Raw genomic sequence first — 24787 nt, 5'->3', positions numbered from 1 at the left:
GGAAGGCGAACAGTGTGCGCACCAACATCGGTGGAGCGCACTAGATCCGCGGGGGCTCGCCGTGGTCGCGGCGCAGGCCCTCGAGGATGCGCTCCATCACGTCCGGCGACAGGTCGTCCGCGCCCGCGATCTCGGCCGGCGGTGGCGCCGCGGCCGCCGCCGCGCGGGTGGTGCCGCGGCGGGGGAGCGGCACGACGGTCGCGTCCATGCCCCTCGGCAGCGGGACCTCGGTCCAGAGGAGCTGCTTGCCGGTCGAGAGCAACGTGACGCCGCTGTTCGAGACGGACAGGGCGCGCGGGACCTTCAGCTCCGGCGTCTGCCGGTCGTCCTCGATCTCGATGGCCAGGGTGTTACCCGACAGGCGCAGCCGGAACAACAGCATGGTCGGCGTCGACTTCGCGTTCGCGTCGCCCACGACGGCCCTGATCAGGGCCTCGGTCGCGCGCCGGACGTCGGGGATCATCGAGTCGACGCGCCACTCGGCCAGGGTGAACCGCACGAAGAGGTCGGCGCAGTTGATCGCGCTCGGCAACGCGACGAGCTTCAGGTCGTCCACCTGGACCGTCTGATCGCGCACGGATATCTTCACATCCCAACCTCGGGAGACGCCCGGTGATCTTGCCGCGAAACCCTTGTGTCGGGCAATGCCCCTCACGTTGGGCGTTGCCTTCAGGGCTGCAGGTTACTAACTCCCGCAAGTCGTCTTCGCGGGGGCAGCCCCTTCCGTACCGGGGCTGTGAGCACGTCATATGCCCTGACCTGCGGTTGCGGGGACGCTCACGCGAGCGCCCCGCCCCCATTGTGACCAAAACGACCACAAGTCTTATCAGATGAGGCCCTCCCGGAGCGCGTACGCGACGGCGTGTGCCCGGTTCCTGAGGTGGAACCGGTTGGTCACGTCGTGCAGGATGCTCTTCACCGTGCGTTGCGAGTAGCAGAGCTTCTCGGCGATCTCCTGGGTGGAGAAGCCGGACGCGACCAGCCGCAACACCTCCGACTCGCGGTTGGTGATGCCGGCGAGCTGCAGGCCCCGGGGTTCGAGGACGTGCCGCTGCAGGCGGGAGACCTGGTTGAGCAGGCGGCCGAGCAGGTCCGGCGGCAGGGCGCCCTCGCCGGCGGCCGCCGCCTTCACCAGGCGGACGAGCACGTCCGGGGTGGCCTCGGACCGGCGCGCCACCGCGCAGACACCGGACTCGACCGCGGTGAGCACCTCGGCCTCGGCGACCTCCCCGGCGATCAGGACGATCTTGGTGAAGCCACGGCCCTGGACGGCGCGGAGCAGCTCGGTGGTGCGGCCGTCGAACCGGTCGGCGGCGACGAGCGCGACCGTGTTGGCGGGGTCGGCCTTGTCGTCGGCGAGCCAGACCTCCGGCCTGGTGCGCAGCGTCATGCAGACGCCGTTCTGGAGGATGGGGTCGGTTGCGCGGACGAGGACGTTGGTACGGGTGATTGCCTGCATTTCTCTGTTTCCCCTCGGTGTCTGTGGAACGACGTCTTTGGTGGCGCTGTGGTGGTGGTTCGTCGCGCCGTGCTCTCTCGCGTTCGCGGCCATGTCGCGTGTGGTGGTCGGCCGCGTGGTGGTCTTTCGGCGTTTGTCTGTCGGCGTGTGGTGGTCCGCCGACTGCTGTGCTTGTCTTGCTGTGCCTTGCCGTGTGGTGGTTCGCCGGCGTGCGGTGGTCCGCCGGGCGGTCAGCGCGGGGGGCGCTCGGAGCGCTGGATGAGCAGCACGGTGCCGGCGGCCGCGAGTGCCAGCAACGCGAGGACCGGAATCGTGATGAGCCACCAGTCCGTGCCGGCCGGGCCGGGAGGGCTCACGGGCGAGGCTGTGCGTGCCGAGCCCGCCGCCGTGCCGTCGCCGGTCGAGGTGCCGTCGCCGGACGCAGGGGTGCTCGACGCCTCCTCGGCCGGTGTGGTGACGGCGGTTGTGGACGGCTCACCCGCCGGCTCGGACGGCTCGGACGGCGTGGTCGGGACGTCGACCGTCAGGGTCGGGAACGTGACGTCACAGGGGACCGGCCCGACCTTGCGGCACGGCTGGGGCTCCGGCGGATCGGCCGGCGTCAGGATGCCGGGCGGGTCGGCGGCCGTCGGTGGGGCGGCGGTCGCCTCGTGGCCCGAGAACAGGAGCGTGGTCAGCAGGAATGCTGCTGTGAGTAGAGCCCTCACGGTGTTGTCCCTCCGGTGGACGGTGTGTCGACCGGTAGGAGCCGCCGCTGGCGAGGTCCTTACAACTTTCCGTAGAAACTTTTTTTCTAGCCGACGGGGCAGTCCCGAACGGTGATCCGCCCCGATCGCGGCTCGCTGGTGTTCCCGGCCGCGTCGGTGGCGATCACCCGCCAGCTGACGTCGCCGGGGTTGGCGAAGTCGCCCATCCCGGAGTACCAGGTGTCGCCGTCGCGGGACATGGCCGCGCTCCCGCTCCCCGCCTTCCCGCTCCAGGTCAGCGTGACCGAGGTGACGCCGACGTCGTCGCTCGCGGTCGCCTGGACCGAGCTGCTGGCGGGGGACTGCTGGCAGTACGTGGCGTAGATCGTGGTCGGCTCGGCCGACGCGCTGGTGACCACCGGCGGCGTCGTGTCGCCCGACGGCGGGGGAGGCGGCGGCGGTGGTGGTGGCTGCACCACGTTCGTCGTCGTCGTGACGGGCCGTGTCGTCGTGGTGGTTCTGCGGGTGGTGGTCTTGCGGGTGGTCGTGGTGGGTCCCGTCGTCGTGGTCGGGACCGTCGTGGCGGTGGGGGTCGTCGTGGCGGTCCGGGTCGTGTCGGTGGTGGTCGGCAGCGCGACGGAGTTCTCCAGTGCCAGCGGCTTGCCTTCCACCGTGTCACCGCGCCAGTACACGACGGCCATGCCCGCGACCAGCAACGCCAGCACGGCCGCGGCCGCCGCCGTCACCTTGGCGCGCCGCGAGCTGAACGGCCCACCTACCGCCCGTTCGTCGGACTCCTCCGCAGCCAGCGCCGCCTCGACCGCCAGGCCGGCGCCGGCCGCGGTACCCGCGCCGGCCCCCGTCCTCCCGGCGCCCTGGCCCGTACCGCCCTGTCCCTCGCCGCTCTCGCCGTGCTCGGTCGTCGGGTTCTGTTCGGTCGGGACGTCCATCGACGCGAGTTGGACCTGCGCCATCACGCGGTCCCGCAGGAACAGCGGTGCCGGCAGCAGTGGCACGCCCGCAAGCAGCGCCCACGGGCTGACCGCGATCCGCCTGCGGTCGGCACACACGTCGCACTGGTCCACGTGCCGGGCGACCCGCTTGCGCATGATCGGAGAGAACTTGCCGTCCCAGCCGGACAGCACCGCGTCCAGCTCCGTGCAGTCCGCGCGGCCGAGGCGGGCGATGAGCAGCGCGCCCAGCGACCGTTCGACCTGGTCGCGCAGCCTCGTCAGCAACACGTAGGCGTGGCTGGTGCTGACGCCCATGGCCTCGCCAAGCTCGGCGCCCTCCAGGCCCTGGCGCAGGTGCAGGTCGAGCAGGGCGCGGTCGCGTTCCGACAGCCCGCCGGCCGCCGTCCACACCAACTCGCGTAACGCCTCCTGCTCGGCCGCACGATGCGGCCCCGGGTCCGTGTCCGCCATCTCTCCCACCTCGTCGAGCACGACTCGGCGGCGGGCCCGTACCCGGCGTAGCGCCACGCTGCGCGCGACGGCGTACAACCAGGGCCGGAGCCGATCCGGGTCGTTGAGCTGAACAAGGCGTTGTGCGGCGAGCACGAACGTGTCCTGCACGGCGTCCGCGGCCTCGTCCCGGTCGCGGAGCACGGAGTGGCAGAAGTCGTGCAACCGGTCGGCGTAGCGGTCGTAGACGGCCGCGAACGCGTCCCGGTCGCCCGCGAGCACACCGGCGACCAACTCGGCGTCACTGTGCTCGGACACGGGTGTACCTCCGACGAAAAACAAGCCTTGCTGATGGTGAGAGCCCCCGAACCGGCAGAACCTTACGACTTTCCACCACCGATTCGTACCGCCATCCGTCGCACCGTGTCACGCTGGCCACATGATCGGGACGACCACCCACGGCGACGTCGCCGTTCTCACGCTCGACCACGGACCGGTCAACGCGCTCGACGTGGAGCTGCTCCGCGCGCTGCCCGGCGCACTGGCGGCCACCGGCGACGCGCCGGTCGTGCTCACCGGCGCCGGCCGGTCGTTCTCGGCCGGGGTCGACCTCAAGCGGATCGTGGCCGGCGGCGCCGCCTACGTCGAGGAGTTCCTGCCGGCGCTGTCCGCCGCGTTCCTGGCGGTGTTCGACCACCCGCGGCCCGTGGTGGCGGCCGTCAACGGGCACGCGCTCGCCGGTGGGTGCGTGCTGGCCGCCGCGTGTGACCTGCGGTTCATGTCCGGCGGCACGATCGGCCTCACCGAGCTGGCGGCCGGGGTGCCGTTCCCGACCGTCGCCATCGAGGTGATGCGGCACGCGACCGGCCCGGCGGCCGACCGGCTGGTGCTGACCGCGCCCCGGCTCGACCCCGCGGAGGCGCGCCGCGTCGGCCTGGTCCACGAGGTCGTGACCGAGGATCTCCTCGCGGCCGCGGTGGCCTCGGCGGCGAAGCTCGCCGCCGTGCCCGCCGCGGTGTACGCGCTCGCCAAGCGGCAGCTGCACGCGCCGGCACACGAGCGGATCGCGGCGCGCCGCGACGTCGACGACCAGGCCGTGGCCGCGCTCTGGGCCGAGCCGGGGACACACGCGCGGCTGAGCGGCTACCTGGCCGAACTGTCGAAGCGATAGGGCACCCGATGGCCTCCGTGGTGCCACGATCCGCTGTCATCGCGCGGTTGCGTGCCGCGGGCTGCGTGTTCGCGGAGGACGAGGCGCGGCTGCTCGTCGAGGCGGCGGCCGGCCCGGCGGAGCTCGACGCGATGATCGAGCGGCGGGTCGGCGGGGAACCGCTCGAACAGGTCCTGGGCTGGGCCGAGTTCCTCGGCCTGCGGATCGTGCTGGAGCCGGGGGTCTTCGTGCCACGGCGGCGCACCGAGCTGCTGGCCCGGCACGCCACGGCGCTCACCGGACGCGGCGCGGTCGTCGTGGACCTGTGCTGCGGCTCCGGGGCGGTGGGCGCCGCGGTGTACGCGGCGGTGCCGGGTGTCGAGGTCTTCGCCTCTGACGTAGAACCGGCCGCGGTCCGGTGCGCGCGCGGGAACGTCACCGGCACGGTGTTCGAGGGCGATCTGTACGAGCCGCTGCCGGACTCCTTGCGTGGCAGGGTGAACGTGCTGGTCGCGAACGCGCCGTACGTGCCCTCCGGCGCCGTGGCGCTGATGCCGCCCGAGGCCCGGCTGCACGAGCCGCTCGTCGCGCTGGACGGCGGCGCCGACGGGCTCGACGTGCTGCGCCGGACCGTCGCCGGGGCCCCGGCCTGGCTCGCGCCGGGCGGGTACCTGCTGTTCGAGACGAGTACCGGGCAGGCACCCGTGGCGACGGCGATGGTCGCCGCGGCCGGCCTGGCACCGGAGATCGTGACCGACGACGACCTCGGCGCGACCGTGGTGGTCGGACGCCTAGAGCCCTGAGGCCCGCAGCCGCTCGCGTTGTGGTCGGACGGTGTACTTGGGATCCTCGGCGGAGGCCACGCCCGCGTGGAAGATGCCGAAACGGGTGCAGGCCGACCCGGCCAGCGCGGCCACCCCGCCCAGCACGGCCGCCGCTCGCGAGCGCCGGCCCAGCATCCCGCCGAGGACCGCGCCCGTCACCGTCAACGCCCTGGCCGCCCGCATGAGCGTGCCACCGCGGCCGGTGTGCAGCGGCTCGGCGGCCAGGCCCATGGTCCGCTCCATCCGTGCCGCCGCGGTGAGCTCGCACAGCGCACCCGTGAGCACGGCACGACGTGCGGGCCCCGCCTCGGCGACGGGGGCGACCAGCATCCCCAGCCCACCCGCCGCGGCCGCGGCCGAGCCGACGAACACGAACGGCAGGTCCCGGTGCCCCGCATGCCACGTCGGCACGGCCGTGTTCGCGAGAAGTGGCGCCGTGTACGCCGCGACCGCCGGGCCCAACAGGCCGGCGGCCACCGACGCGACCCGGCCCACCCGGGGGAGCAGGCCGGTCAGCTCCGAGACGGCCGCCGCACCCGCCGCCGGTCCGTACGCCGTGAGCAGCCAGGTGCCGACGCTCATCGGCGACGTCGGCTTGGCCACCCGCAGCATGTTCACGAACCGCGCCGGGCGGCCGAGGTCGTGGACGAGGGCGAACAGGGAACCCGAGATGGCGACCAGGGCGCCGGCCTTGCAGCCACGCGCGAGCGCCGGCCGCCCGGTCAGCTGCGCGCCCGCCGCCAGCACCGACGACGCGCCGGCCAGGCCGCCGAGGAAGAAGTAGCCCGCGATGTCCCGCGCCTGCCAGGTCGGCTTGTTCAGCACGGGCCTGCCGTAGTAGCTGGCGAACGACGCGTCGGGCACCATCGGCTGCTCGCCCCGCCCGCGGCCCTTCCGACGCCCGGTCACCGCGGTGCGGTCCGGCGGCGCCGCCGAGTCCTGCTCATGGATGTCGGTCATCGTTTGCTCCCCAGGAACGTGGCCGCGAGGCCCACGAGCAGCGCGCCGGCGGCGGTCGCCGCGCGGCGCCACATCGTCGGCAGGTCACGGGTCGTCACCACCGGGTCCGGCGGCAGGCCGTACACCTCCGGCCTGTCCAGCAGCAGGAAGAACGCGCTGGTCCCGCCGACGCCGTCGTCCGGGTCCCGGCCGTACAGCTGGGCGTCGTCGATGCCCGCGTCGTGCAGCTGCGCCAGGCGCTCGTCGGCCCGCGCCCGCAGCACGTCCAGCTCGCCGAACTGGATGGAGTCGGTCGGACATGCCTTGGCGCAGGCGGGTTCCTGGCCGGCGCCCAGCCGGTCGTAGCACATCGTGCACTTCCACACCCGGCCGTCGTCCTCGCGCTGGTCGATCACGCCGTACGGGCAGGCGGGCACGCAGTAGCCGCAGCCGTTGCAGATGTCCTCCTGCACCACGACCGTGCCGAACTCCGTGCGGAACAAGGCACCCGTCGGGCACACGTCGAGGCAGGCGGCGTGCGTGCAGTGCTTGCACACGTCCGACGCCATCAGCCAGCGGAACTCCGAACCCTCCTCCTGGCCCGGCATCGCCGGCATCCCGAGATCCACTGTGGACCGGCCGGTGTCCTGGCCGCCCAACGGTTTCCGCTGCTCGATGAACGCCACGTGCCGCCAGGTGTCCGCGCCGAGGCCGCCGGTGTTGTCGTAGGACATGCCGGTGAAGTCGAGCCCGGTGTCCGGGATCGCGTTCCACTCCTTGCACGCCACCTCGCAGGCCTTGCAACCGATGCACACGCTCGTGTCGGTGAAGAAACCCACGCGTGGCTGGGGGTCCTCACAGGTCCCGGTCACGTCTCACACCTCCGTGCCCGTGTGTTCGGTGATGCCGGCTCGTTCCTGGTAGGAACGGACCAGCGCGGGCAGCGCCGGTCCCCGTGGCCGGCGCCCCGGACGGATGTCCGCGCTGAACGCCTTGTCCTCCTGGATGTGCGCGTTCGGGTCCAGCGCCATCGGCGTCAGCTCGTTGGCCGAGTCGCCCTTGCTCAACCCGTTCGGTCCCCAGTGGAACGGCATCCCGATCTGCTCGACCACGCGGCCCTGCACGTGCAGCGGCGTCATCCGGTCGGTGACGAGCACGCGGGCCTCGATCGCGTTGCGTGCGGTCACGATCGTGGCCCAGCCGCCGTTGTACAGGCCCTTGCGTGCGGCCAGCTCCGGCGAGACCTCGCAGAACATCTCGGGCTGGAGTTCGGCGAGGTACGGTGTCCACCGCGTCATGCCGCCGGCCGTGAAGTGCTCGGTCAGCCGGTAGGTCGTGACCACGTAGGGAAAGACGTCGCTGCCCGGCTCGTTCCCGCTCGGCGCGTACCGGTTGAACTCGTGCGGGTACAGCAGCCGGGCCGGGTTCCGCTTCTGCACGTAGAGCGCGTTGGGGAAGGGCGAGTCCTGCGGCTCGTAGTGGGTCGGCAGCGGACCGTCGAGCACCCCGGCCGGCGCGTACAGCCAGCCCTTGCCGTCGGACTGCATGATGAACGGTTCGTCGCCGGCGATCGCCGCGACGCCGAGCGCGTCCTCGGCCGGCCGGTAGTCCGGCGGCTTGGTCGGCTCGTAGTCCGGCACGTCGTACCCGGTCCACCGCCCGTTCTCCGCGTCCCACCAGACGAGCTTCTTGCGCTCGCTCCACGGCGTGCCGTCCGGCCGGGCCGACGCGCGGTTGTAGAGGATGCGGCGGTTGGCCGGCCAGGCCCAGGCCCACTCCGCGGCGACCCAGTCCTGCTCGGTCCACGGCTTGCGCCGTGCGGCCTGGTTCACGCCGTCCGCGTGGACCCCGCAGTAGATCCAGCAACCGCAACTGGTCGAGCCGTCGGCCTTCAGCTGGGTGTACGCGGACAACGGCTTCCCGCCCGGGTCGAAGCCGTTGATCTCCGCGAGCACCGCCTCGGCCGACGGCTCGTCCAGCGGCCCCTCGACCGGGTAGTCCCAGGTGAGGTCGAGCACGGGCCGGTCGACGGGGTCGGTGGAGCCGGCGAGCTTCTCGCGGATCCGCCGGCCCAGGTGGTAGGTGAACCACAGGTCGCTGCGTGCGTCGCCGTCGGGCAGGACGGCCGCATGGTGCCACTGCAGCCAGCGGTTCGTGTTGGTGAAGCTGCCGTCCTTCTCCGTGTGCGCCGCGGCGGGGAAGAAGAACACCTCGGTCGCGTTGTCCTCGCAGGACAGCTCGCCGGTCTGGACCTCCGGCCCGTCCTGCCACCACATCGCGCTCTCGATGAGCGAGAAGTCCCGCACCACCAACCAGTCCAGGTTGGCCATGCCCATCCGCTGCATCTTCGCGTTGGCCGAGCCGACCGCCGGGTTCTCGCCGAACAGGAAGTAGCCCTTGCAGTTTCCCTTCAGCTGCTCCATGACGTTGTCGTAGTGGCCGTGGCTGCCGGTCAGCCTGGGTAGGTAGTCGAAGCAGAAGTCGTTGTCCTGCTGGGCTTTGTCACCCCACCATGCCTTGAGCAGGCTCACGACGTAGGCGTCCATGTTGGCCCAGAAGCCCTTCTTGGCCGAGTCCGCCGCGATGAAGGTCTCGAGCGTCTGCTGGTGGTGCGCGTAGGGCATCGGCAGGTAGCCGGGCAGCAGGTTGAACAGCGTCGGGATGTCGCTGGAACCCTGGATGCTGGCGTGGCCGCGCAACGCCTGGATGCCGCCGCCTGGCCGGCCCACGTTGCCCAGCAACAGTTGTAGGACGCACGCCGCACGGATGAACTGCGAGCCGGTGGTGTGCTGGGTCCAGCCGACGGCGTAGACGAACTGGCTGGTGCGCTCGGGTCCGGAGTTCTCGACCAGCGCCCGGCACACCTTCCTGAACGTGGCCTCGGGGATGCCGCAGATCTCGGTGACCATCGCCGGGGTGTAACGGGCGTAGTGCCGCTTCAGGATCTGGAACACGCAGCGCGGGTGCTGGAGCGTCCGGTCCTCCTTGACGTGGCGGACGTCCGTCGTGGCGCCACCGGAGCCGTGCTGCTCACCGCGTGCCGTGTCCCGGACGTCGGCGTGCTCCCGGCCGGGGGTCTGGTCGCGCTGGCCCGAGGCGGGGGCGACCGGGACGCCGTCGTAGCTCCAGGTGTCGACCTTGTACTGGCGGGTCTGCTCGTCGAACCCGGAGAACAGACCGTCGAGGTCGTCGGTGTCCTGGAAGTCCTCGCCGACGATCGTCGCCGCGTTCGTGTAGGGGACGACGAAGTCGTGGAAGTAGGAATCGGTCGACAGGACGTGGTTGATCAGGCCGCCGAGGAACGCGATGTCGGTGCCGGCACGAAGAGGCACGTGCAGGTCGGACAGTGCGCTCGTTCGGGTGAACCTCGGGTCGACGTGGATGACCGTCGCGCCACGAGCCTTGGCGGCCATCACCCACTGGAACCCCACGGGGTGGCACTCGGCGAAGTTGGAGCCCTCGATGATGATGCAGTCGGAGTGCTGCAGGTCCTGCATGAACCCGGTCGCGCCGCCGCGGCCGAACGACGTGCCGAGCCCGACGACGGTCGAGCTGTGGCAGACGCGGGCCTGGTTCTCGATCTGGACCACACCGAGGCTGGTGAAGAGTTTCTTGATCAGGTAGTTCTCCTCGTTGTCCAGGGTGGCGCCGCCGAGGCTCGCGATCCCCATCGTCCGGTTCGTGGCGACCCCGTCGTGCTCCCCCTGCCAGGTCTCCGCGCGGGTCCTGATCACCCGGTCCGCGACCATGTCCATGGCGGTGTCGAGGTCGAGCGGCTGCCAGTCGGTGGCGTGCGGCGGCCGGTAGAGCACCTGGTGGTGGCGGCTCGCGCCGGTGGTGAGCTGGAGCGTGGCCGAGCCCTTGGGACAGAGCCGGCCGCGGCTGATCGGCGAGTCGGGGTCGCCCTCGATCTGGACGACCTTCTCGTTCTTCACATAGATGTCCTGACCACAACCGACAGCACAGTACGGACATATCGACTTGACGACCCGGTCGGCGGTGGCGGTTCGCGGTTTGCGCTGCGCCGTGCGCCGGGATTTGACCGCTTCGCCGCGTCCGGTTCGGTCGGTGCCCGTGAGCTGGCGGAAGACAGGCCACATGGTGGTGCGTTACCCGGCCGTTCGGGTGGATAAACACTCCCGGATCGGCGGTATGTGCGCGTGCCCGTCCTTTCTAGGCTGGCGGGTCTTGGAGGTTTCTCGGTGACAAGTACCGAAGAGGGACGGCGCAAGTACGATGCCCTGGCCGACCGTTACGAGGAGATCTATTTCTACGTCGCCGACGTGGGACGACGGTTGGTCTCCTTCGCCGATCCCCCCGGCGGCGCGCGGCTGCTGGACGTCGGCGCCGGGCGGGGCGCCGTCGCGCGGGCAGGGCTCGAGCGCGGCTGCGCGGTGACGGCGGTGGACGCGTCGGCCGGGATGGTGTCCCGCCTCGCCGCGGACTACCCGGAAATGGTTGTGCGCCAGCAGGATGCCGGCTCACTGGGGTTCGCCGACGATTCGTTCGACGTGGTGACGGCGGGATTCGTCGTGCAGGTGCTCTCGGACCCGTCGGCGGCACTGGCGGAGTTCCGCCGGGTCCTGGCGCCGGGCGGCATGGTGGCGTTGTCCCTCGAACGCCAGGAGATAGGACGCCTTGGCTGGCTGTACGACCTGAACAGATCGTTCTTCGGCAGCGGTTCCGGCGGCGCGCCACTCGCCGCGGACCAACTGGACGATTTACTCCTTTCGGCCGGCTTTGTATCACCCACACGAGTGATGGTCGACATTCCCAAACACCTACCGGACCCGGCCGCCCTATGGGACTGGCTCGCCCTACAAGGAGTCCCCGCCGCCGTCGACGCCCTACCGACCGAACAGGCAGTGGCCTTCCGCGAACGGTTCTTCCGCGACGCGGAAAAGATGCACCGCCAAGGCGGAATAACCCTGGATTTCGCAGCCACCCTCCACCGAGCCGCAACCCCCTAACCCCTCACGAGCCCCGCGCCCAACCCCGCGAGTCCCGCGTTCAGACATAGCGAGTCCCGCGTTCAGACATAGCGAGTCCCGCGTTCAGACATAGCGAGTCGCGGGAACTGCGATAGACCCGAGTCGCGCGTTCGGGCCTGGCGAGTCGCGGTTTCGTGTGGGTTCCGGCCGTGGCTGGTGTGGGTCCTCGCCTTGGCGTGACGGCGTTCGCCGCGCGCTCGGTGGGTGTGCACGAAACCGCAACCCGGTCTGCGTGAACGCGGGACTCGGGGTGTTTGAACGCGGGACTCGCGGGTTGGGCGTGTCGGTTGGGTGGGGGAGGGTCACGGCATGATGTGCGGGTGCTGGTTGTGTTCGTGGGGCGGCCGGGCACGGGCAAGACCACGCTCGCGCGAATGGTCTCCGCCGAGCTGACCGCCGCTCATCTGCGTATAGACGCCATCGAGGCGGCGATCGCGCGTAGTGGTCTCGTGCGGCCGTCCACTAGCCCGGTCGGGTATGCCGTCGCTCATGAGATCGCGGCGTCGAGCCTTGCCGCTGGTTCGCATGTCGTGGTCGATGCCGTTAGTGCGGTGCCGGAGGCCAGGGCCGGCTGGATGGCGCTTGCCGCGCTTGCGCGTACGCCCTTACGGGTTATCGAGGTGCAGCTGAGCGATCCCGCCGAGCACCGGCGGCGGGTGGAGGCCAGGAAGAGTGACATCGCGGGGCTGGTCGTGCCGACCTGGGCCCAGGTCACGGCGCTGGACTACGAGCCGTGGGACGTCGCGCGTGACGGGCCGCGCCTCCTCGTCAGCAACGACGGCACGCCCGCCGACACCATGCACCAGGTTCGCCCGTACCTGACGGCGTGAAGGGCCCTCCGCGTGGAGGGGGGCAACGTGTGGAAGGAGCTTCGCGTGGAAGGAGCTTCGCGTGGAGGGGGCTTCGCGTGGAAGCGGCTTCGCGGGAAGGCATTCGAGGATGGGCCTTCGCGTGGATGGGGCGCGTGGAGGGCCCTCCGCGTGGAAAGGGCTCCGTGTGTCAGGGACCGTTCCGAGCGGAAGGGCCCTTCTGGGTTGAAGGGCCCTTCTTGGCTGGCTCAGAACAGGCCGGTTGGGAGGTTTCGCTGGGTTCGGGCGGTGGCCAGGGCCGGCTCGTCGATCGACGCGCAGCGTAGGCCGCGGCGGGGTGGGTGGAGGTTGATCAGGTAGTCGTCGACGGCGTTGTTCACGCACTGGATGTCGTAGCCGTAGGCCGTGTGGCCCCAGCCCTCGTACGTGAGCAGCCGTGCGCCGCTCTGGCGGGAGGCCGCCAGGCTCCACGGGTACACCGTCGCCGGGTCGTGGACGTTGCCGACCATCACCAGGGGCGGCGCGCCGTGGACCCGGAGCGGGCGTTGCGGGTTCGTGTTCCTCGTGCCGCTGTTGACACAGGTCATGAGGTGGTCGACGTACGGGGACCACTCCATGATCGGGAACTGCTGTGCGAGGCCGGCCCGGATTCCGGCGTACTCCGCGTAGTTCCGCACCGGCCAGGTCCAGTCACTGCACCAGATCGTCGGGTAGGTGATGTTGTCGACCTCGGCGGCGAGCTTGGCGCCCAGCCTCGGGGTGCCGGTGCCGTCCCACAACCACCGCAGGTTCTCCGCCACGAAGCTCCACACCTGCGGGATTACGACACTGAACGTGCTGCCCGCGAGAGCGTAGAAGCTGACCGGGTTGCCGTCCGGGTCCACGAGCGTGCCGGCCTTGGCGCGTGCCTTCAGCTGCGCGTACACCGCCGTGGTGTCCAGGCCGTACAGCGCGCACGCCGGGTTGCTGTCGCACCATCGGGCGAACTCCCTGAACCCCTCCTCGACCGGCGCCGTCTCGGTGCGCGCGAACTCCCACGGGGAACGCAGGCTGTGGTTCATGTTGCCGTCCATGACCAACGCGCGGATGTTGCGCGGGAACAGCTCCGCGTACTGCTGGCCCATCAGGCTGCCGTACGAGTAGCCGACGAACGTCAGCTTCCGCTCGCCGAGCGCGACCCGGATGGCGTCCATGTCGCGTGCGGTGTGCAGGTTGTCGACGTGGTTGGCGAGCGCGCCGGAGTTGGCCCGGCAGCTGTCGTGCAGTGCCCGGTTCACCGCGGCCAGGTGGTCGAAGTCGGCCTGGTTGGCCGGGCGCTTCGCCGCGTCGGCCTGGTCGGAGAGACCGGCGTCGCACAGCAGCTGGCTGGAGGTGTTGATGCCGCGTGGGTCGAACCCGACCTGGTCGAAGCGCTCGGCGACCGCCGGCGTCACGGCGTCGCCGCCCATCACGAACGCGACGCCGGAGCCGCCGGGGCCGCCCGGGTCGAGCAGCACCGAGCCGATGCGCTTCGACTGGTCCTTCGCCGGCCGTCGGGCCAGCCCGATGTGGATCTTCTCGCCGCGGGGCCGCGCGTAGTCGAGCGGGACGTCGATGGTCGCGCAGTCGACGCCCGGCGCGTCCGCCCCGCAGGGCTTCCAGTCGATGGTCGACACCGGCTCGGCCGCCGCCGTGCCGGGTACGACCACCGCGCCGGCCACCAGCGTGCCGGCCAGCAACATGAGCAGTCTTCGCGTGCGCATATGTGTTCCCCCGATCCCCAGTTGGTGTGACAAGTGCGCCGCCCATCATGCCCGCAACGCGACCGTCTCGCCACGATCGGTGACAGACGGGCAACGGCCGAGACAGGGGCCGGCGGCCGCCGTCGCTTTGCATCTCGGACCTCGTAAAATCAGTCGGCCGAACCACGTACCAGGAGCACGTACCTAGAGGGGGACGAAGTGACCGCGCAGGTCGAGACGCTCGAGTTCCAGTCCGAGGCCCGCCAGCTGCTGCAGTTGATGATTCACTCGGTGTACTCGAACAAGGACACCTTTCTGCGTGAGCTGATCTCGAACGCCTCCGACGCGCTCGACAAGCTCCGCCTGGAGGCGTTCCGCGACAAGGAACTGGCCGCCGAGACCGACGACCTCCATGTCGAGCTGGCAACCGACGCCGCGGCCCGCACGCTCACCGTGCGGGACAACGGGATCGGCATGACGCGCGAGGAGGTGGTCAGCCTCATCGGCACCATCGCCAAGTCCGGCACCGCGGAGTTCCTGGCCAAGCTCAAGGAGGCCAAGCAGACCGAGGAGCTGATCGGCCAGTTCGGCGTCGGCTTCTACTCGAGCTTCATGGTCGCCGACAAGGTCACGCTGGTGACCCGCCGCGCCGGCACCGCCGAGGGCGTGCGCTGGGAGTCCACCGGCGAGGGCACCTACACGATCGAGCCCGTCGAGGACGCCCCGCAGGGCACGGCCGTCACGCTGCACCTCAAGCCGGAGGACAAGGAAGACAAGCTCTTCGACTACACCGACGCCGCGACGCTGACCTCGATCGTCAAGAAGTACTCGGACTTCATCACCTGGCCGATCAAGCTCGGCGACGAGACCCTGAACTCGATGAAGGCACTCTGGGCGCGCTCGGACGCGACCGAGGAGGAGTACGCCGAGTTCTACAAGCACATCAGCCACGACTGGCAGGCGCCGCTGGAGTCGATGCGGCTCCAGGCCGAGGGCACGTTCGAGTACCAGGCGCTGCTCTTCCTGCCGGCCAAGGCGCCGTTCGACCTGTTCATGCGGGAGCGCAAGCGGGGCGTGCAGCTGTACGTCAAGCGCGTGTTCATCATGGACGACTGCGAAGCGCTGATGCCGGAGTACCTGCGCTTCGTCAAGGGCGTGGTCGACGCGCAGGACCTGTCGCTGAACGTCTCGCGCGAGATCCTGCAGCAGGACCGGCAGATCGAGCGGATCCGGCGCCGCCTGGTCAAGAAGGTGCTGCAGACGGTCAAGGCCCTGCCGGAGGAGAAGTACCGGACGTTCTGGGCGGAGTTCGGCCGTGCGCTGAAGGAGGGCCTGCTCGACGACGCCGACAACCGCGAGGCGATCCTGGAGATCGCGTCGTTCGACTCGACGCACTCGGCCGAGGCGCAGACCAGGCTGGCGGAGTACGTCGAGCGGATGAAGGAGGGTCAGGAGCACATCTACTTCCTGACCGGCGAGACGCGGGCGGCGGTCGAGCACTCGCCGCACCTGGAAGCCTTCCAGGACAAGGGTTTCGAGGTCCTGGTGCTCACCGACCCGATCGACGAGATGTGGGTCGACGCGGTGGGTGAGTTCCAGGGCAGCAAGTTCCAGTCCATCGCCAAGGGGCAGGTCGACCTGGACGAGGAGAAGGATCCGGAGCAGGAGAAGGAGTTCGAGGGCCTGCTCGGGTGGCTCAAGTCCACTTTGGAGGAACAGGTCAAGGACGTCCGCCTGTCGTCCCGGCTCACCTCCTCGCCCGCGTGCATCGTCGGCGACAGCTACGACATGACGCCGACGCTGGAGAAGATGTACCGCGCGATGGGCCAGGAGCTGCCGCAGATCAAGCGGATCCTGGAGCTGAACCCGAAGCACGAGCTGGTGGTCGCGCTGCGCGACGCGCACGCGGCCGAGAAGCCGGACCTCGCTGAGGCGGCCGAGCTGGTGTACGGCATGGCACTGCTCGCGGAGGGCGGCGACCTGGCCGACCCGCCGCGGTTCACCAAGCTGCTGGCCGGCCGCCTGGCGAAGACTCTTTGATACCGCGACGTCTCACCGCGGCGGACGCCGGCCGCGCCGCGGTGAGACGTCACGTCGACGACCCCGTAGCCGCGTTCGGTCGTGGTGGCCCAGACACTGCCGCCACACCGCGGGACCGGCGTCAGGAGAACGCGACCAGGTAGAGCCCGTAGCCGATCAACGCGGCGGCGGCGAGGAAGCACAGTCCCATGACCACGGTCGGCGTCGTCGTGGCGCGCCCGGACTCCTGGGCGGTCACGCGCTGGTCGAGGGCGGCGATGCCCAGCCCCACCAGGGAGACGAGGCCGCAGCCCGCCACCACGGAGATCAGCACCACCAGGCCGAGCGCGCTCCAGTCGATGTTCACGTCGTGCTCCTCCGGGCTCAGGCGGCCGCCGGCTGGGCGGCGGGTGCGTCGGTTTCCTCGTTGACGTTGCCGGCGCTCACCGGGCTGCGCCGCGCCAGCAGGTAGACACCGGCGCCGATGGCGACGCCCACCAGGGCGACGGCGACCGTGCCGACGGTGCCCATGTCGGCGACGCGGCCGGACAGCGCGCCGACGAGCGCGGCCGCAGGCAGCGTCAGCACCCACGCGATCACGATCCGGCCCGCGGTGCCCCACCGGACCTCGGCGAGCCGTTTGCCCAGTCCGGCGCCCACGATGCCGCCGGACACGACATGCGTCGTGGACAGTGCGAAGCCGACGTGCGAGGACGTGAGGATCACCGCCGTCGCGCTCGCCTCCGCCGCGAAGCCCTGCGGGGTCTCGATGTCCGTGATGCCCTTGCCCATCGTGCGGATGATCCGCCAGCCACCCAGGTAGGTGCCGAGCGCGATCGCCGTGCCGGCGCAGACGATCACCCACACCGGCGGGACCGAGCCGGTCGGCAGGCTGCCCGCGGTGATGAGCGTCAGCGTGATCACGCCCATGGTCTTCTGCGCGTCGTTGGTGCCGTGCGCGAGGGAGACGAGCGACGCGGTGACGATCTGCCCCACCCGGAACCCCTTCGCACGCGTGGTGTCCCGGCTCTGCCTGGTGATCTTGTAGGCGAGGTAGGTGGCGAGGGTCGAGGCCAGGCAGGCGACCAGCGGGGCGGCCAGCGCCGGGACGATGATCTTGGCCAGCACGACCGGGAAGTGCACCGCGTCCACCCCGGACGCCACCCAGGACGCGCCGATCAGGCCGCCGAACAGGGCGTGCGAGGAGCTCGACGGCAGGCCGAACAGCCAGGTCGCGAGGTTCCACACGATCGCGCCGACGAGGCCGCCGAAGATCACCGTCGGGGTGATCAGCTTCTCGTCGACGATGCCGTTGCTGATCGTCTTCGCGACCTCGATGGAGATGAAGGCGCCGGCCAGGTTCAGCACCGCCGAGATGCCGACCGCGACTCTCGGCGGCAGCGCGCCGGTCGCGATGGAGGTCGCCATCGCGTTGGCGGTGTCGTGGAATCCGTTGGTGAAGTCGAACGCCAGTGCGGTCGCGATGACCACGACGACGATCAGCGAGAAATCCATGGTGTCACCTCCGGTGTCCGGTGTACCTGCCAGCACGGACGCTCAACCTGACCGGGACATGAACGCTGGATGACGGTCCCGGCGGTTCCGGGCAAAACGTGTGGCGGCGCCAACGCCGATGTGTGCCAGGACACCCCGCCGTGGCCGATCACGCGGGACGGCCGGCGGGTCCGTGCGACTGCCGGTCGACCGAGGAGCATGCTCAGTAGCGACGAACACGCGACGAGCGAAGGAGACGGGGCGGATGAGCGGAGCGACCGGTTCGACACTGCGGTCCCTGCACGTGCCGGGCCGGCCGCTCGTGCTGCCGAACGTGTGGGACCCGGGGACCGCACGGCTGGTCGTCGAGGCCGGGTTCCCGGTGGTGGCGACCAGTTCGGCGGCGGTGGCCGAGTCGCTCGGCTACCGCGACCACGAGGGCGCGGCGGTGGAGGAGATGTTCGCCGCGGCTCGCCGGATCACGCGGGCGGTCGACGTGCCCGTGACGGTCGACGCCGAGGCCGGGTACGGGCTGCCGCCCGGCGAGCTGGCCGGCCGGCTGCTGGCGACCGGCGCGGTGGGCTGCAACCTGGAGGACACCGACCACTCGGGCGGCGGCCTGACCCCGCCGGACAGGCAGGCCGAGTACCTGGCCGGGGTCCGTGCCGCGGCGGGCGAGGACCTGGTGATCAACGCGCGGGTGGACGTGTTCCTGCACGCGGCGGACCAGTCGGCGGCACTGGCCGAGGGCGTGGCGCGGGCACGGGCCTACCTGGACGCGGGCGCGGACTGCGTGTACCCGATCCTCATCCGCTCGACCGAGCTGCTGCGGTCCTTCGTGGCCGAGGTCGGCGCGCCGGTGAACGCCACCCTGCTGCCCGAGCTGACCGTGCCGGACCTGGCCGCGGCCGGCGTCGCCCGGATCTCGCTGGCCGCCGGCCTGTGGCGCCGAACCCAGGCCGTGCTGCGCGACGAGCTACGCGTTGTCCTTCACCCAGAGGCCCAGTAGGCCGCGGAAGTGGGCGACGAACCGGTCGTGCTCCTTGGCCGGGTAGGTGGTCCGGACGGTCGACACGAGGAGGTCGTCGAAGGCGGGGGAGGCGACCCACTCGCGGACCATGTCGTCCACATGGGACAGTGCGGTCGCGCAGAATTCCTGGTAGCGCTCGGTTTCGAAGTAGTCGTCGGCCAGCTTGCGGTACTCGGTCAGCTTCTCGTCGTAGGTGCGGGACGAGTCGGCCACCGCGAAGTAGTTGTGGGTGTCCAGGTCCAGCCTCGGGCGCCGGCCGGTCACCGCGCAGAACACCGACCACTTCAGCAGGGTGCCGATGGCCCACGGGAAGTAGTAGTGCAGCGAGGTGATCGAGATGTCCGGGCACGCGTTGGCGTAGTCGATCGGGTGGACCGACCCGCCGACCACCAGGCTCTCGCACGAGTTGAACTCCCAGCGGAAGAACGCGTTGATCAGCCTGGAGATCGTCAGCACCTCCTCGCCCGCCGCAGGGGACAGGAACTCGTGGTCCACCGCGTACCGGTCGTGCATCGGCTGGTCCGGCCGGAACTTCATCACCATGCTGTCGGGCCCGATCGTCAGCGACCGGGCGAACACGTCGTAGCCCTCGACCGACGCCTGCAGGTGCATCAGCATCTCGCCGGACTGGTCGTAGGCCTGGTTCAGCGTCCTGTTGTCCCGGATGCGGGACACGCCACGCCACGCGCCGCCGTCGTAGGGCTTCATGTACAGCGGGTAGCCGATCCGCTCGGCGATCTCGTCCAGGTCGAACGGCTGGTTGTACCTCGCCGCGGTGTAGGCGTACCTCGCGTTGTCGACCGGGTTCTTGTACGGCACCAGCCAGGTGTCCGGGACCTTCAGGCCCAGCCGGATCATCGCGCAGTACGCGGCGTGCTTCTCCATGGACTGGAACGTGAACGGGCTGTTCAGCAGGTACACGTCGTCCATGAGCGCGGCCTTCTTCAGCCACTCGCGCGGCACGTAGTACCAGTACGCGAGCCGGTCGATCACCAGGTGGTACCTCGGTTTCGCCCGCAGGTCGAACGGCTCGATCGTGATCCGCTCGGTGGCGAGCGTGTGGTCGGCGCCGTCGTGGGAGACCGGGCCCAGCCTGCGGACCAGCTCCTCGAACGCCCTCGGCCAGTCCTCCTCGGTGCCCAGCAGGAGGCCAAGCAGGTGTTCGGTACGGTCCACGCGATCCTCCTAGCAGAAGCGGGGTAGGTGGTGAGCGAGCTGCGCGCGCCACGACGGCCAGTCGTGCGGCACGTCGTGACCCCACACGTCCAGCTCGCAGCGCAGTCCCTTGTCGTGTAACAGATGCGCGAAGTGCCGGGTGGACGGCAGCGAGCCGGTCGTGTCCTCCCACTGCCCCTGCCCGACGACCAGCAGCACGGAGAGCCGCTCGCGCAGCCAGTCCAGGTGGTCGCCGTGCAGGTTCGGCACGAAGTCGGCCGGGTTCGCGAAGTACGCGGCCTCGCCGCGGTCGCCCCAGCCGTGCCAGCCCGACGGGTCGTAGTTGCCGGACATGCCGATGGCCAGCGGGAACAGGTCGGCGCGGCGCAGCGCGAACAGCACGGCGTGGAACGCGCCGAGCGAACAGCCGAGCGTCGCGATCTCCACCGGGCCGCCGCAGTCGGCGTGGATCGACGGCACGACGTCGTTCAGGATCCACGACTCGTACACGCCGTGCCGGCGCGCGCGTTCCTCCAGCGGCACCGACTGGTTCGACCACGACTCGGCGTCGAACGAGTCCACGCAGTACAGCTTCGCCCGGCCGTCCGCCAGCAGGGGCCGGACCGACTCGATCATGCCGTTGGCCTCGAAGTCCCATGCACGGCCCTGCTCGGAGGGGAACACCAGGAACGGCCGGCCGTAGTGGCCGTAGGCGATCACGGTGCCGCCGCCGACCTCGTACTGGTCGCGGCGCATCAGACTGTCCACACGGCACGGAGCAGCGCGGTCAGCGCCGGGTCGAACGCGTCGCGCCAGCCGACGTAGTTGTGCGCGTCCGGCACCTCGACCAGCCGCACGTCGTAGCCCTGCTTGGCCAGTGTGGCGGCCATCTGCCGGTTGTTGGCCAGGTTCTCCTCGGCGAGCCCGCACGTCATTACCACGGGCACGGTCTGGTGCGGCACCGAGCGCAGCACGTCCGCCACGTACACGCTGACCTGCCCGAACCGGCTGAACCGGTGCTGCTCCTGCGGGTCGAGGTCGACGGTCAGGAACGACGCCGACTGCAGGAACAACCCGCCGAACAGGCCGGGCAGTGCGCGCTGGGCGTGCAGTACGGCGAGCCCGCCGAGGCTCGCGCCCATGCCGACCACCGGTTCCGTCACGGCCACCGCCTGGCGCAGTGCCGGCATGACCCGCTGGTGCAGGGCGGCCGCGTACCTCGGGTTGGCCGCGTACTCGTCGTCCCGGTCGCCGGGCGTGAGCAGCGCGACGCGGAACGGTGGCAGCTCGCCGGCCGCGATCATCGCGGCGGCGTAGGTGGTGAGGCCCGCGAGCCGGTCGTACTCGGGCCCGTCGTGCGTGACGAGCAGGGGCAGCGGCTCAGCCGGCGGCGCCGGCGACCACAGCCGGACGGCGATGTCCCGGTCGAGCAGGGGTGCGTGGACGGCCAGGTCGGTGACCTCACCGCCGGCACCCACCGCGGTGAGCCAGCCCGGGGCCCGGTAGTCGGGGAACTCCACCACCGACTTGTCGCCGAACGCGCCCGGCGCCCGGCGCGGGTTGCCGGGGTCGCAGATCTCCTCCAGGTCGCCGGCCAGGTGGCGCAGCTGGAACCGGTACTCCATGCGGTGCACGGGCGGGCGGGGGAGCGTGAGGTGCCAGGCGTGGTCGGTGAAGGTGAAGTCGAGGTCGGCCGCGGGCAGGGAGAGCGCCGGGAGCAGCCGGGTGCCTTCGAGCGCGGAGTCGGCGTCGGGTAGTCGGAACGTCACCGAGTCGAGGGTCACCTGCGGCTCCGTCTCGGCGATCACTGACCCATCTCAGCCACCGTCCACACGTGAAGTCAAGGTCGTTCCGGAGTCCTGTCTCTCATATCGACAATCTTCGAAACGTCGCTACTATGGTGTCGTGGCCGAGAGTGACGCACCGGATCTGGAGACCGTCCGCGCGCTGCGGGCGCTGTCGAACCCGGTTCGCCTGCAGCTGCTGACCTGGCTGCGTGAGCCGGAGCGCAACTTCCGGCTCGACGGCGCCATCGCCGACCCGAACGAGGTCGGGGTCTGCGTGACGCACATCCAGGCGAAGGTGGGGCTGGCCCAGTCGACGGTCTCGGCGTACCTGGCCGAGCTGGAGCGTGCCGGCCTGGTGGTTTCGACGCGGGTGGGCAAGTGGACGCACTACAGGCGCGACGAGCGGCGGATCGCCGCCCTCGTCGCGGTTCTCGGCCGGACGCTCTGACAGGAGGAGAATGAGCACCATCGGAGGCCTCGGGAGGTTCGGGGTCTACACGTTCGACTTCGAGCACCAGCCACCCGCGCTGATGCGCGACTCCGTGCGGGAGCTGGAGGAACGGGGCTGGCGGGCGTTCTGGTTCCCCGAGGTCGGCGGACGCGAGGCGTTCTCGCAGGCCGGCTTCCTGCTCGCCGCGACCGAACGGATCCACGTCGTGAACGGGATAGCCCAGATCCCGGCCCGATCGGCCCGTGCGACCCACGGCGGCGCCGCGCTGCTCGCCGCGGCCTACCCCGGCCGGCACCTGCTCGGCCTCGGCATCAGCCAGGGCCTGCCGGGCACCACCCCACTGGCGGCGACGACCGGGTACCTGGACGAGCTGGACGCGTTCGACGCGCCGGTGCCCCGCGTCCTGGCCGCCTACGGCCCGAAGATGCTGGGACTGGCCCGCGACCGGGCGGCCGGCGCGCACACGTACCACGTGAACGTGGCGCACACCGCGCAGGCACGCGAGATCCTGGGCGCGGACGCCTTCCTGGGCGTCGAGCACCCGGTCCTGTTCGAGACGGACCCGGCCAGGGCACGTGCGGTCGCCCGCGAGCACCTGCACCGCTACCTGACGACCCGGTTCAACGTCGCGAAGTACCGGCGCCTGGGTTACTCGGCGGACGAGATCGCCGGCGGCGGCAGCGACCGGATCATCGACGACATGGTCTTCTGGGGCGACCTGGACACGATCGCCAAGAAACTGCACGGGCACGTGGCCGCCGGTGCCGACCACGTGGCCGTGCAGGTGATCGGCGTCCAGCCGGGTGAGTCCGCGCTGCCGTGGTGGCGTGAGCTGGGCGACGCGCTGCTACCGGGTTAGCCGCCCACGTGGATCCCCGGCCGTCGCGCGGGGTCCTCCTCGTGTTGGCGGATGATCTCCCGCACCACCGGTGGCGTGTCGCCCCGGCCGAGGATCAGGTAGCGGAACAGGTGGCCGAGCGGGTTGCCCTCCGACCACTCGAAGTGGCACTGCGGCCGCACGTCGGTCGTGTCGCGCAGTGCCAGCAGGATCGACGCGATCGCGTTCGGGACGGCCGGGGCCTCGGCGCGCAGGATGCGGTGCGGGCCCACGGTCCGGCCGCGCACCTGGAGGACGTCGCTGAACTCCGACGGGTCCACCACGTCGATCTCCAGGAACAGCACGTCCGCCGCGCCGGGCAGGGGGTTCAGGCCGCGCTGTTCGGACTCCTTGGCCGAGTACTCGGCCTCGTCGCCCTTCTGCCGTTTGTTGGCGACGATGTCGAGGCGGCCGTCGTGCTCGATGTTCTCGGTGACGAAGCGGCGGGCGGTCTCGTCGAACTCGATGCTCTCGACCCGCAGCTCGGTCGTGCGGGTGACCCGCGAGACCAGCGACACGACGACGATGCCGGCGATGAACGCGGCGGAGATCGCGATGCCGTCCGGCTTCTCGATCACGTTCTCGACCAGCGCGTACAGCAGGACCGCCGTGAGCACGGTGAACGCGGTGCCGGCGATCTTGTTGCCCTTGCGGAACGCGGAGATCGTCACCGCGACCGCGCCGGACACCATCATCGCGAGGATCCCGGTCGCGTACGCCCCGGCCTGCGCGTTGACGTCCGCGCCGAACAGGAGCGTGATGCCGATGCTGATCACCGTGTAGACGAGCACGACCGGCCGTACGGCCCGGCCCCACTCCGGCGCCATGCCGTACGCGGGCAGGTACCGCGGCACGATGTTGATCAGTCCGGCCATCGCGGAGGCACCCGCGAACCACAGGATCAGGATGCTGGAGACGTCGTAGATCGTGCCGAACGCCGCACCGAGGTGCTCGTGCGCGAGGTAGGCCAGCGCCCGGCCGTTGGCCGCGCCGCCCTCCTCGAACTCCTTGGCGGGGATGAGCACGGTCGTGATGAAGCTGGTCGCGATCAGGTACACGGACATGACCAGCGCGGCGGTGGCCAGCAGCCGGCCGGTGTTGCGAACCTTCTGCTCCGAGTTGTCGGCCTTGATCAGCGGCATCATGCTGACGCCGGTCTCGAAGCCGGACAGCCCCAGCACCAGCAGCGGGAACGCGACCACGGCCGGCCCGGCGATGTCGAAGAAGCCGGAGCCGTGCTCGGTGAGCCGGTCGACCCAGCCGGAGAACGCGTCCGGGGTGTCGAAGACGTCGACCAGGCCGACGCCGACGATGACCGCGTTGAGCAGCAGGAAGATCGCGACGAGCGGGATCGCGACGCCGATGGCCTCGGAGAAGCCGAGCAGGAAGACGCCGCCGAGGATGACGAGCAGCAGGACCGTGATGAGTACCTCGTGGCCGTGCAGGAAGCTCGGGAAGCCGGGGTTCTCGACCATGTGCACCGACGCGTCCGCGGCCGACAGCGTGATCGTGATGATCCACGAGGTGGCCACGAAGCCGAGCAGCACCAGGACGAAGATCTTGCCGCGCCAGAAGGGAAGCAGGTTCTCGAGCATGGCGACGGAGCCCTGGCCGTGCGGCGACTCGCGGGCGACGCGGCGGTACATGGGGAGCATGCCGAACAGCGTGAGCGCGACGATCAGCAGCGTGGCGAGCGGCGAGAGCGCGCCCGCGGCCAGCGCGGCGATGGCGGGGAGGTAGGAGAGCGTGGAGAAGTAGTCGACGCCGGTGAGGCACATGACCTTCCACCAGGGCTGCGGCTTGCCGTGCCCCTCGCCGGATTCTGGACCGACCGGCGCGACCTGGTGGTGCAGCAGCCACTTGCCGAGACCGCGCGGCTGCGTCACCTTGGCCGGACTACCCACACTGGCCGGCACGGCGAACTGCTGAGCCGTCTTCGCGTCCATCGAATCCCCTCCACCCCTGCGGGCCGTCACCCGCGCCGCACAGCAT

The 24787-nt window shown here is 70.6% G+C and carries 22 protein-coding genes; 8 read left to right on the top strand and 14 right to left on the bottom strand.

Features of this window, described 5'->3' with window-relative positions; all coding sequences use genetic code 11:
* Positions 1-40 precede the first annotated feature (40 nt).
* From VET29_RS17030 to VET29_RS17015, 4 genes are all read right to left on the bottom strand, one after another.
* A complete protein-coding gene (locus VET29_RS17030; RefSeq protein WP_324921285.1) occupies positions 41-577 on the bottom strand; it encodes an ATP-binding protein in 537 nt (178 codons plus the stop codon).
* A 249-nt stretch (positions 578-826) separates the two neighbouring features.
* On the bottom strand, positions 827-1459 hold the full coding sequence (locus VET29_RS17025; RefSeq protein ID WP_324921283.1) for a response regulator transcription factor: 633 nt from the start codon (positions 1457-1459) through the stop codon (positions 827-829).
* Between the two features lie 230 nt (positions 1460-1689).
* A complete protein-coding gene (locus VET29_RS17020; RefSeq protein ID WP_324921281.1) occupies positions 1690-2166 on the bottom strand; it encodes a hypothetical protein in 477 nt (158 codons plus the stop codon).
* Between the two features lie 86 nt (positions 2167-2252).
* Positions 2253-3866, bottom strand: coding sequence for a sigma-70 family RNA polymerase sigma factor (locus VET29_RS17015; protein WP_324921279.1), 1614 nt, complete (start codon positions 3864-3866; stop codon positions 2253-2255).
* A gap of 121 nt (positions 3867-3987) precedes the next feature.
* On the opposite strand from VET29_RS17015, the gene VET29_RS17010 reads away from it, so the two are divergent.
* A complete protein-coding gene (locus VET29_RS17010) occupies positions 3988-4719 on the top strand; it encodes an enoyl-CoA hydratase/isomerase family protein (protein ID WP_324921276.1) in 732 nt (243 codons plus the stop codon).
* A gap of 8 nt (positions 4720-4727) precedes the next feature.
* Entirely contained in the window at positions 4728-5501 is a 774-nt protein-coding gene (locus VET29_RS17005) for a putative protein N(5)-glutamine methyltransferase (RefSeq protein WP_324921274.1), read from the top strand.
* Here VET29_RS17005 and nrfD read toward each other — a convergent pair.
* The 3 genes from nrfD to fdh are packed head-to-tail and all read right to left on the bottom strand — an operon-like array spanning position 5490 to position 10561.
* The gene (nrfD, locus tag VET29_RS17000; protein WP_324921272.1) at positions 5490-6482 is read right to left on the bottom strand and encodes an NrfD/PsrC family molybdoenzyme membrane anchor subunit; all 993 of its coding nucleotides are present in this window, start codon (positions 6480-6482) and stop codon (positions 5490-5492) included. The genes VET29_RS17005 and nrfD overlap by 12 nt on opposite strands.
* Positions 6479-7333 (bottom strand): 4Fe-4S dicluster domain-containing protein, encoded by an 855-nt coding sequence (locus VET29_RS16995; RefSeq protein ID WP_324921270.1) that lies wholly within the window; start codon positions 7331-7333, stop codon positions 6479-6481. Before VET29_RS16995 ends, nrfD begins: the two co-directional genes overlap by 4 nt.
* Positions 7334-7336: 3 nt before the next feature.
* Complete coding sequence (fdh, locus tag VET29_RS16990; RefSeq protein WP_324921268.1) at positions 7337-10561, bottom strand: formate dehydrogenase; 3225 nt, start codon at positions 10559-10561, stop codon at positions 7337-7339.
* A gap of 102 nt (positions 10562-10663) precedes the next feature.
* Here fdh and VET29_RS16985 point away from each other — a divergent pair, with 102 nt between their 5' ends.
* Positions 10664-11431 (top strand): class I SAM-dependent methyltransferase, encoded by a 768-nt coding sequence (locus VET29_RS16985; protein WP_324921266.1) that lies wholly within the window; start codon positions 10664-10666, stop codon positions 11429-11431.
* Between the two features lie 341 nt (positions 11432-11772).
* Positions 11773-12282: an ATP-binding protein gene (locus VET29_RS16980; RefSeq protein WP_324921264.1), complete on the top strand. Its 510-nt coding sequence runs from the start codon at positions 11773-11775 to the stop codon at positions 12280-12282.
* A gap of 227 nt (positions 12283-12509) precedes the next feature.
* Here the strand turns inward: VET29_RS16980 and VET29_RS16975 are convergent, their stop codons facing one another.
* Positions 12510-14003, bottom strand: coding sequence for an alpha/beta hydrolase (locus VET29_RS16975; protein WP_324921263.1), 1494 nt, complete (start codon positions 14001-14003; stop codon positions 12510-12512).
* Between the two features lie 198 nt (positions 14004-14201).
* Between VET29_RS16975 and htpG the strand changes: the two genes are divergently transcribed.
* On the top strand, positions 14202-16022 hold the full coding sequence (htpG, locus tag VET29_RS16970; protein WP_324921261.1) for a molecular chaperone HtpG: 1821 nt from the start codon (positions 14202-14204) through the stop codon (positions 16020-16022).
* Positions 16023-16143: 121 nt separating this feature from the next.
* Here htpG and VET29_RS16965 read toward each other — a convergent pair whose 3' ends face one another.
* Together VET29_RS16965 and VET29_RS16960 are read right to left on the bottom strand one after the other, a co-directional pair.
* Positions 16144-16368, bottom strand: a complete 225-nt coding sequence (locus VET29_RS16965; protein ID WP_324921258.1) for a hypothetical protein — start codon at positions 16366-16368, stop codon at positions 16144-16146.
* A gap of 17 nt (positions 16369-16385) precedes the next feature.
* Positions 16386-17516: an inorganic phosphate transporter gene (locus VET29_RS16960; protein ID WP_324921257.1), complete on the bottom strand. Its 1131-nt coding sequence runs from the start codon at positions 17514-17516 to the stop codon at positions 16386-16388.
* A 244-nt stretch (positions 17517-17760) separates the two neighbouring features.
* Between VET29_RS16960 and VET29_RS16955 the strand changes: the two genes are divergently transcribed.
* Entirely contained in the window at positions 17761-18504 is a 744-nt protein-coding gene (locus VET29_RS16955; RefSeq protein WP_324921255.1) for an isocitrate lyase/phosphoenolpyruvate mutase family protein, read from the top strand.
* On the opposite strand, the gene VET29_RS16950 is transcribed toward VET29_RS16955, so the two are convergent.
* Genes VET29_RS16950 through VET29_RS16940 form a run of 3 tightly spaced genes read right to left on the bottom strand, consistent with a single transcriptional unit; the run spans position 18472 to position 21488 of the window.
* Complete coding sequence (locus VET29_RS16950) at positions 18472-19701, bottom strand: hypothetical protein (protein ID WP_324921253.1); 1230 nt, start codon at positions 19699-19701, stop codon at positions 18472-18474. The two genes, VET29_RS16955 and VET29_RS16950, sit on opposite strands and share 33 nt — an antisense overlap.
* A 9-nt stretch (positions 19702-19710) precedes the next feature.
* Positions 19711-20436, bottom strand: coding sequence for an esterase family protein (locus tag VET29_RS16945; RefSeq protein ID WP_324921251.1), 726 nt, complete (start codon positions 20434-20436; stop codon positions 19711-19713).
* A complete protein-coding gene (locus VET29_RS16940) occupies positions 20436-21488 on the bottom strand; it encodes an alpha/beta hydrolase (RefSeq protein ID WP_324921249.1) in 1053 nt (350 codons plus the stop codon). The genes VET29_RS16945 and VET29_RS16940 overlap by 1 nt, the downstream gene beginning before the upstream one ends.
* Positions 21489-21585: 97 nt before the next feature.
* On the opposite strand from VET29_RS16940, the gene VET29_RS16935 reads away from it, so the two are divergent.
* Both VET29_RS16935 and VET29_RS16930 read left to right on the top strand, forming a co-directional pair.
* Positions 21586-21915, top strand: a complete 330-nt coding sequence (locus VET29_RS16935; RefSeq protein ID WP_324921245.1) for a metalloregulator ArsR/SmtB family transcription factor — start codon at positions 21586-21588, stop codon at positions 21913-21915.
* 10 nt (positions 21916-21925) lie between these two features.
* On the top strand, positions 21926-22777 hold the full coding sequence (locus VET29_RS16930) for a TIGR03620 family F420-dependent LLM class oxidoreductase (protein WP_324921243.1): 852 nt from the start codon (positions 21926-21928) through the stop codon (positions 22775-22777).
* On the opposite strand, the gene VET29_RS16925 is transcribed toward VET29_RS16930, so the two are convergent.
* Entirely contained in the window at positions 22774-24741 is a 1968-nt protein-coding gene (locus tag VET29_RS16925; RefSeq protein WP_324921241.1) for an amino acid transporter, read from the bottom strand. The genes VET29_RS16930 and VET29_RS16925 overlap by 4 nt on opposite strands.
* Positions 24742-24787: the final 46 nt, after the last annotated feature.

The sequence above is a fragment of the Actinophytocola sp. genome (genome assembly GCF_035634895.1).
Classification (GTDB): Bacteria; Actinomycetota; Actinomycetes; order Mycobacteriales; family Pseudonocardiaceae; genus Actinophytocola.
The sequence above is the reverse complement of the archived record's forward strand: the minus strand, read 5'-3'. Positions and strand labels throughout refer to the sequence as shown.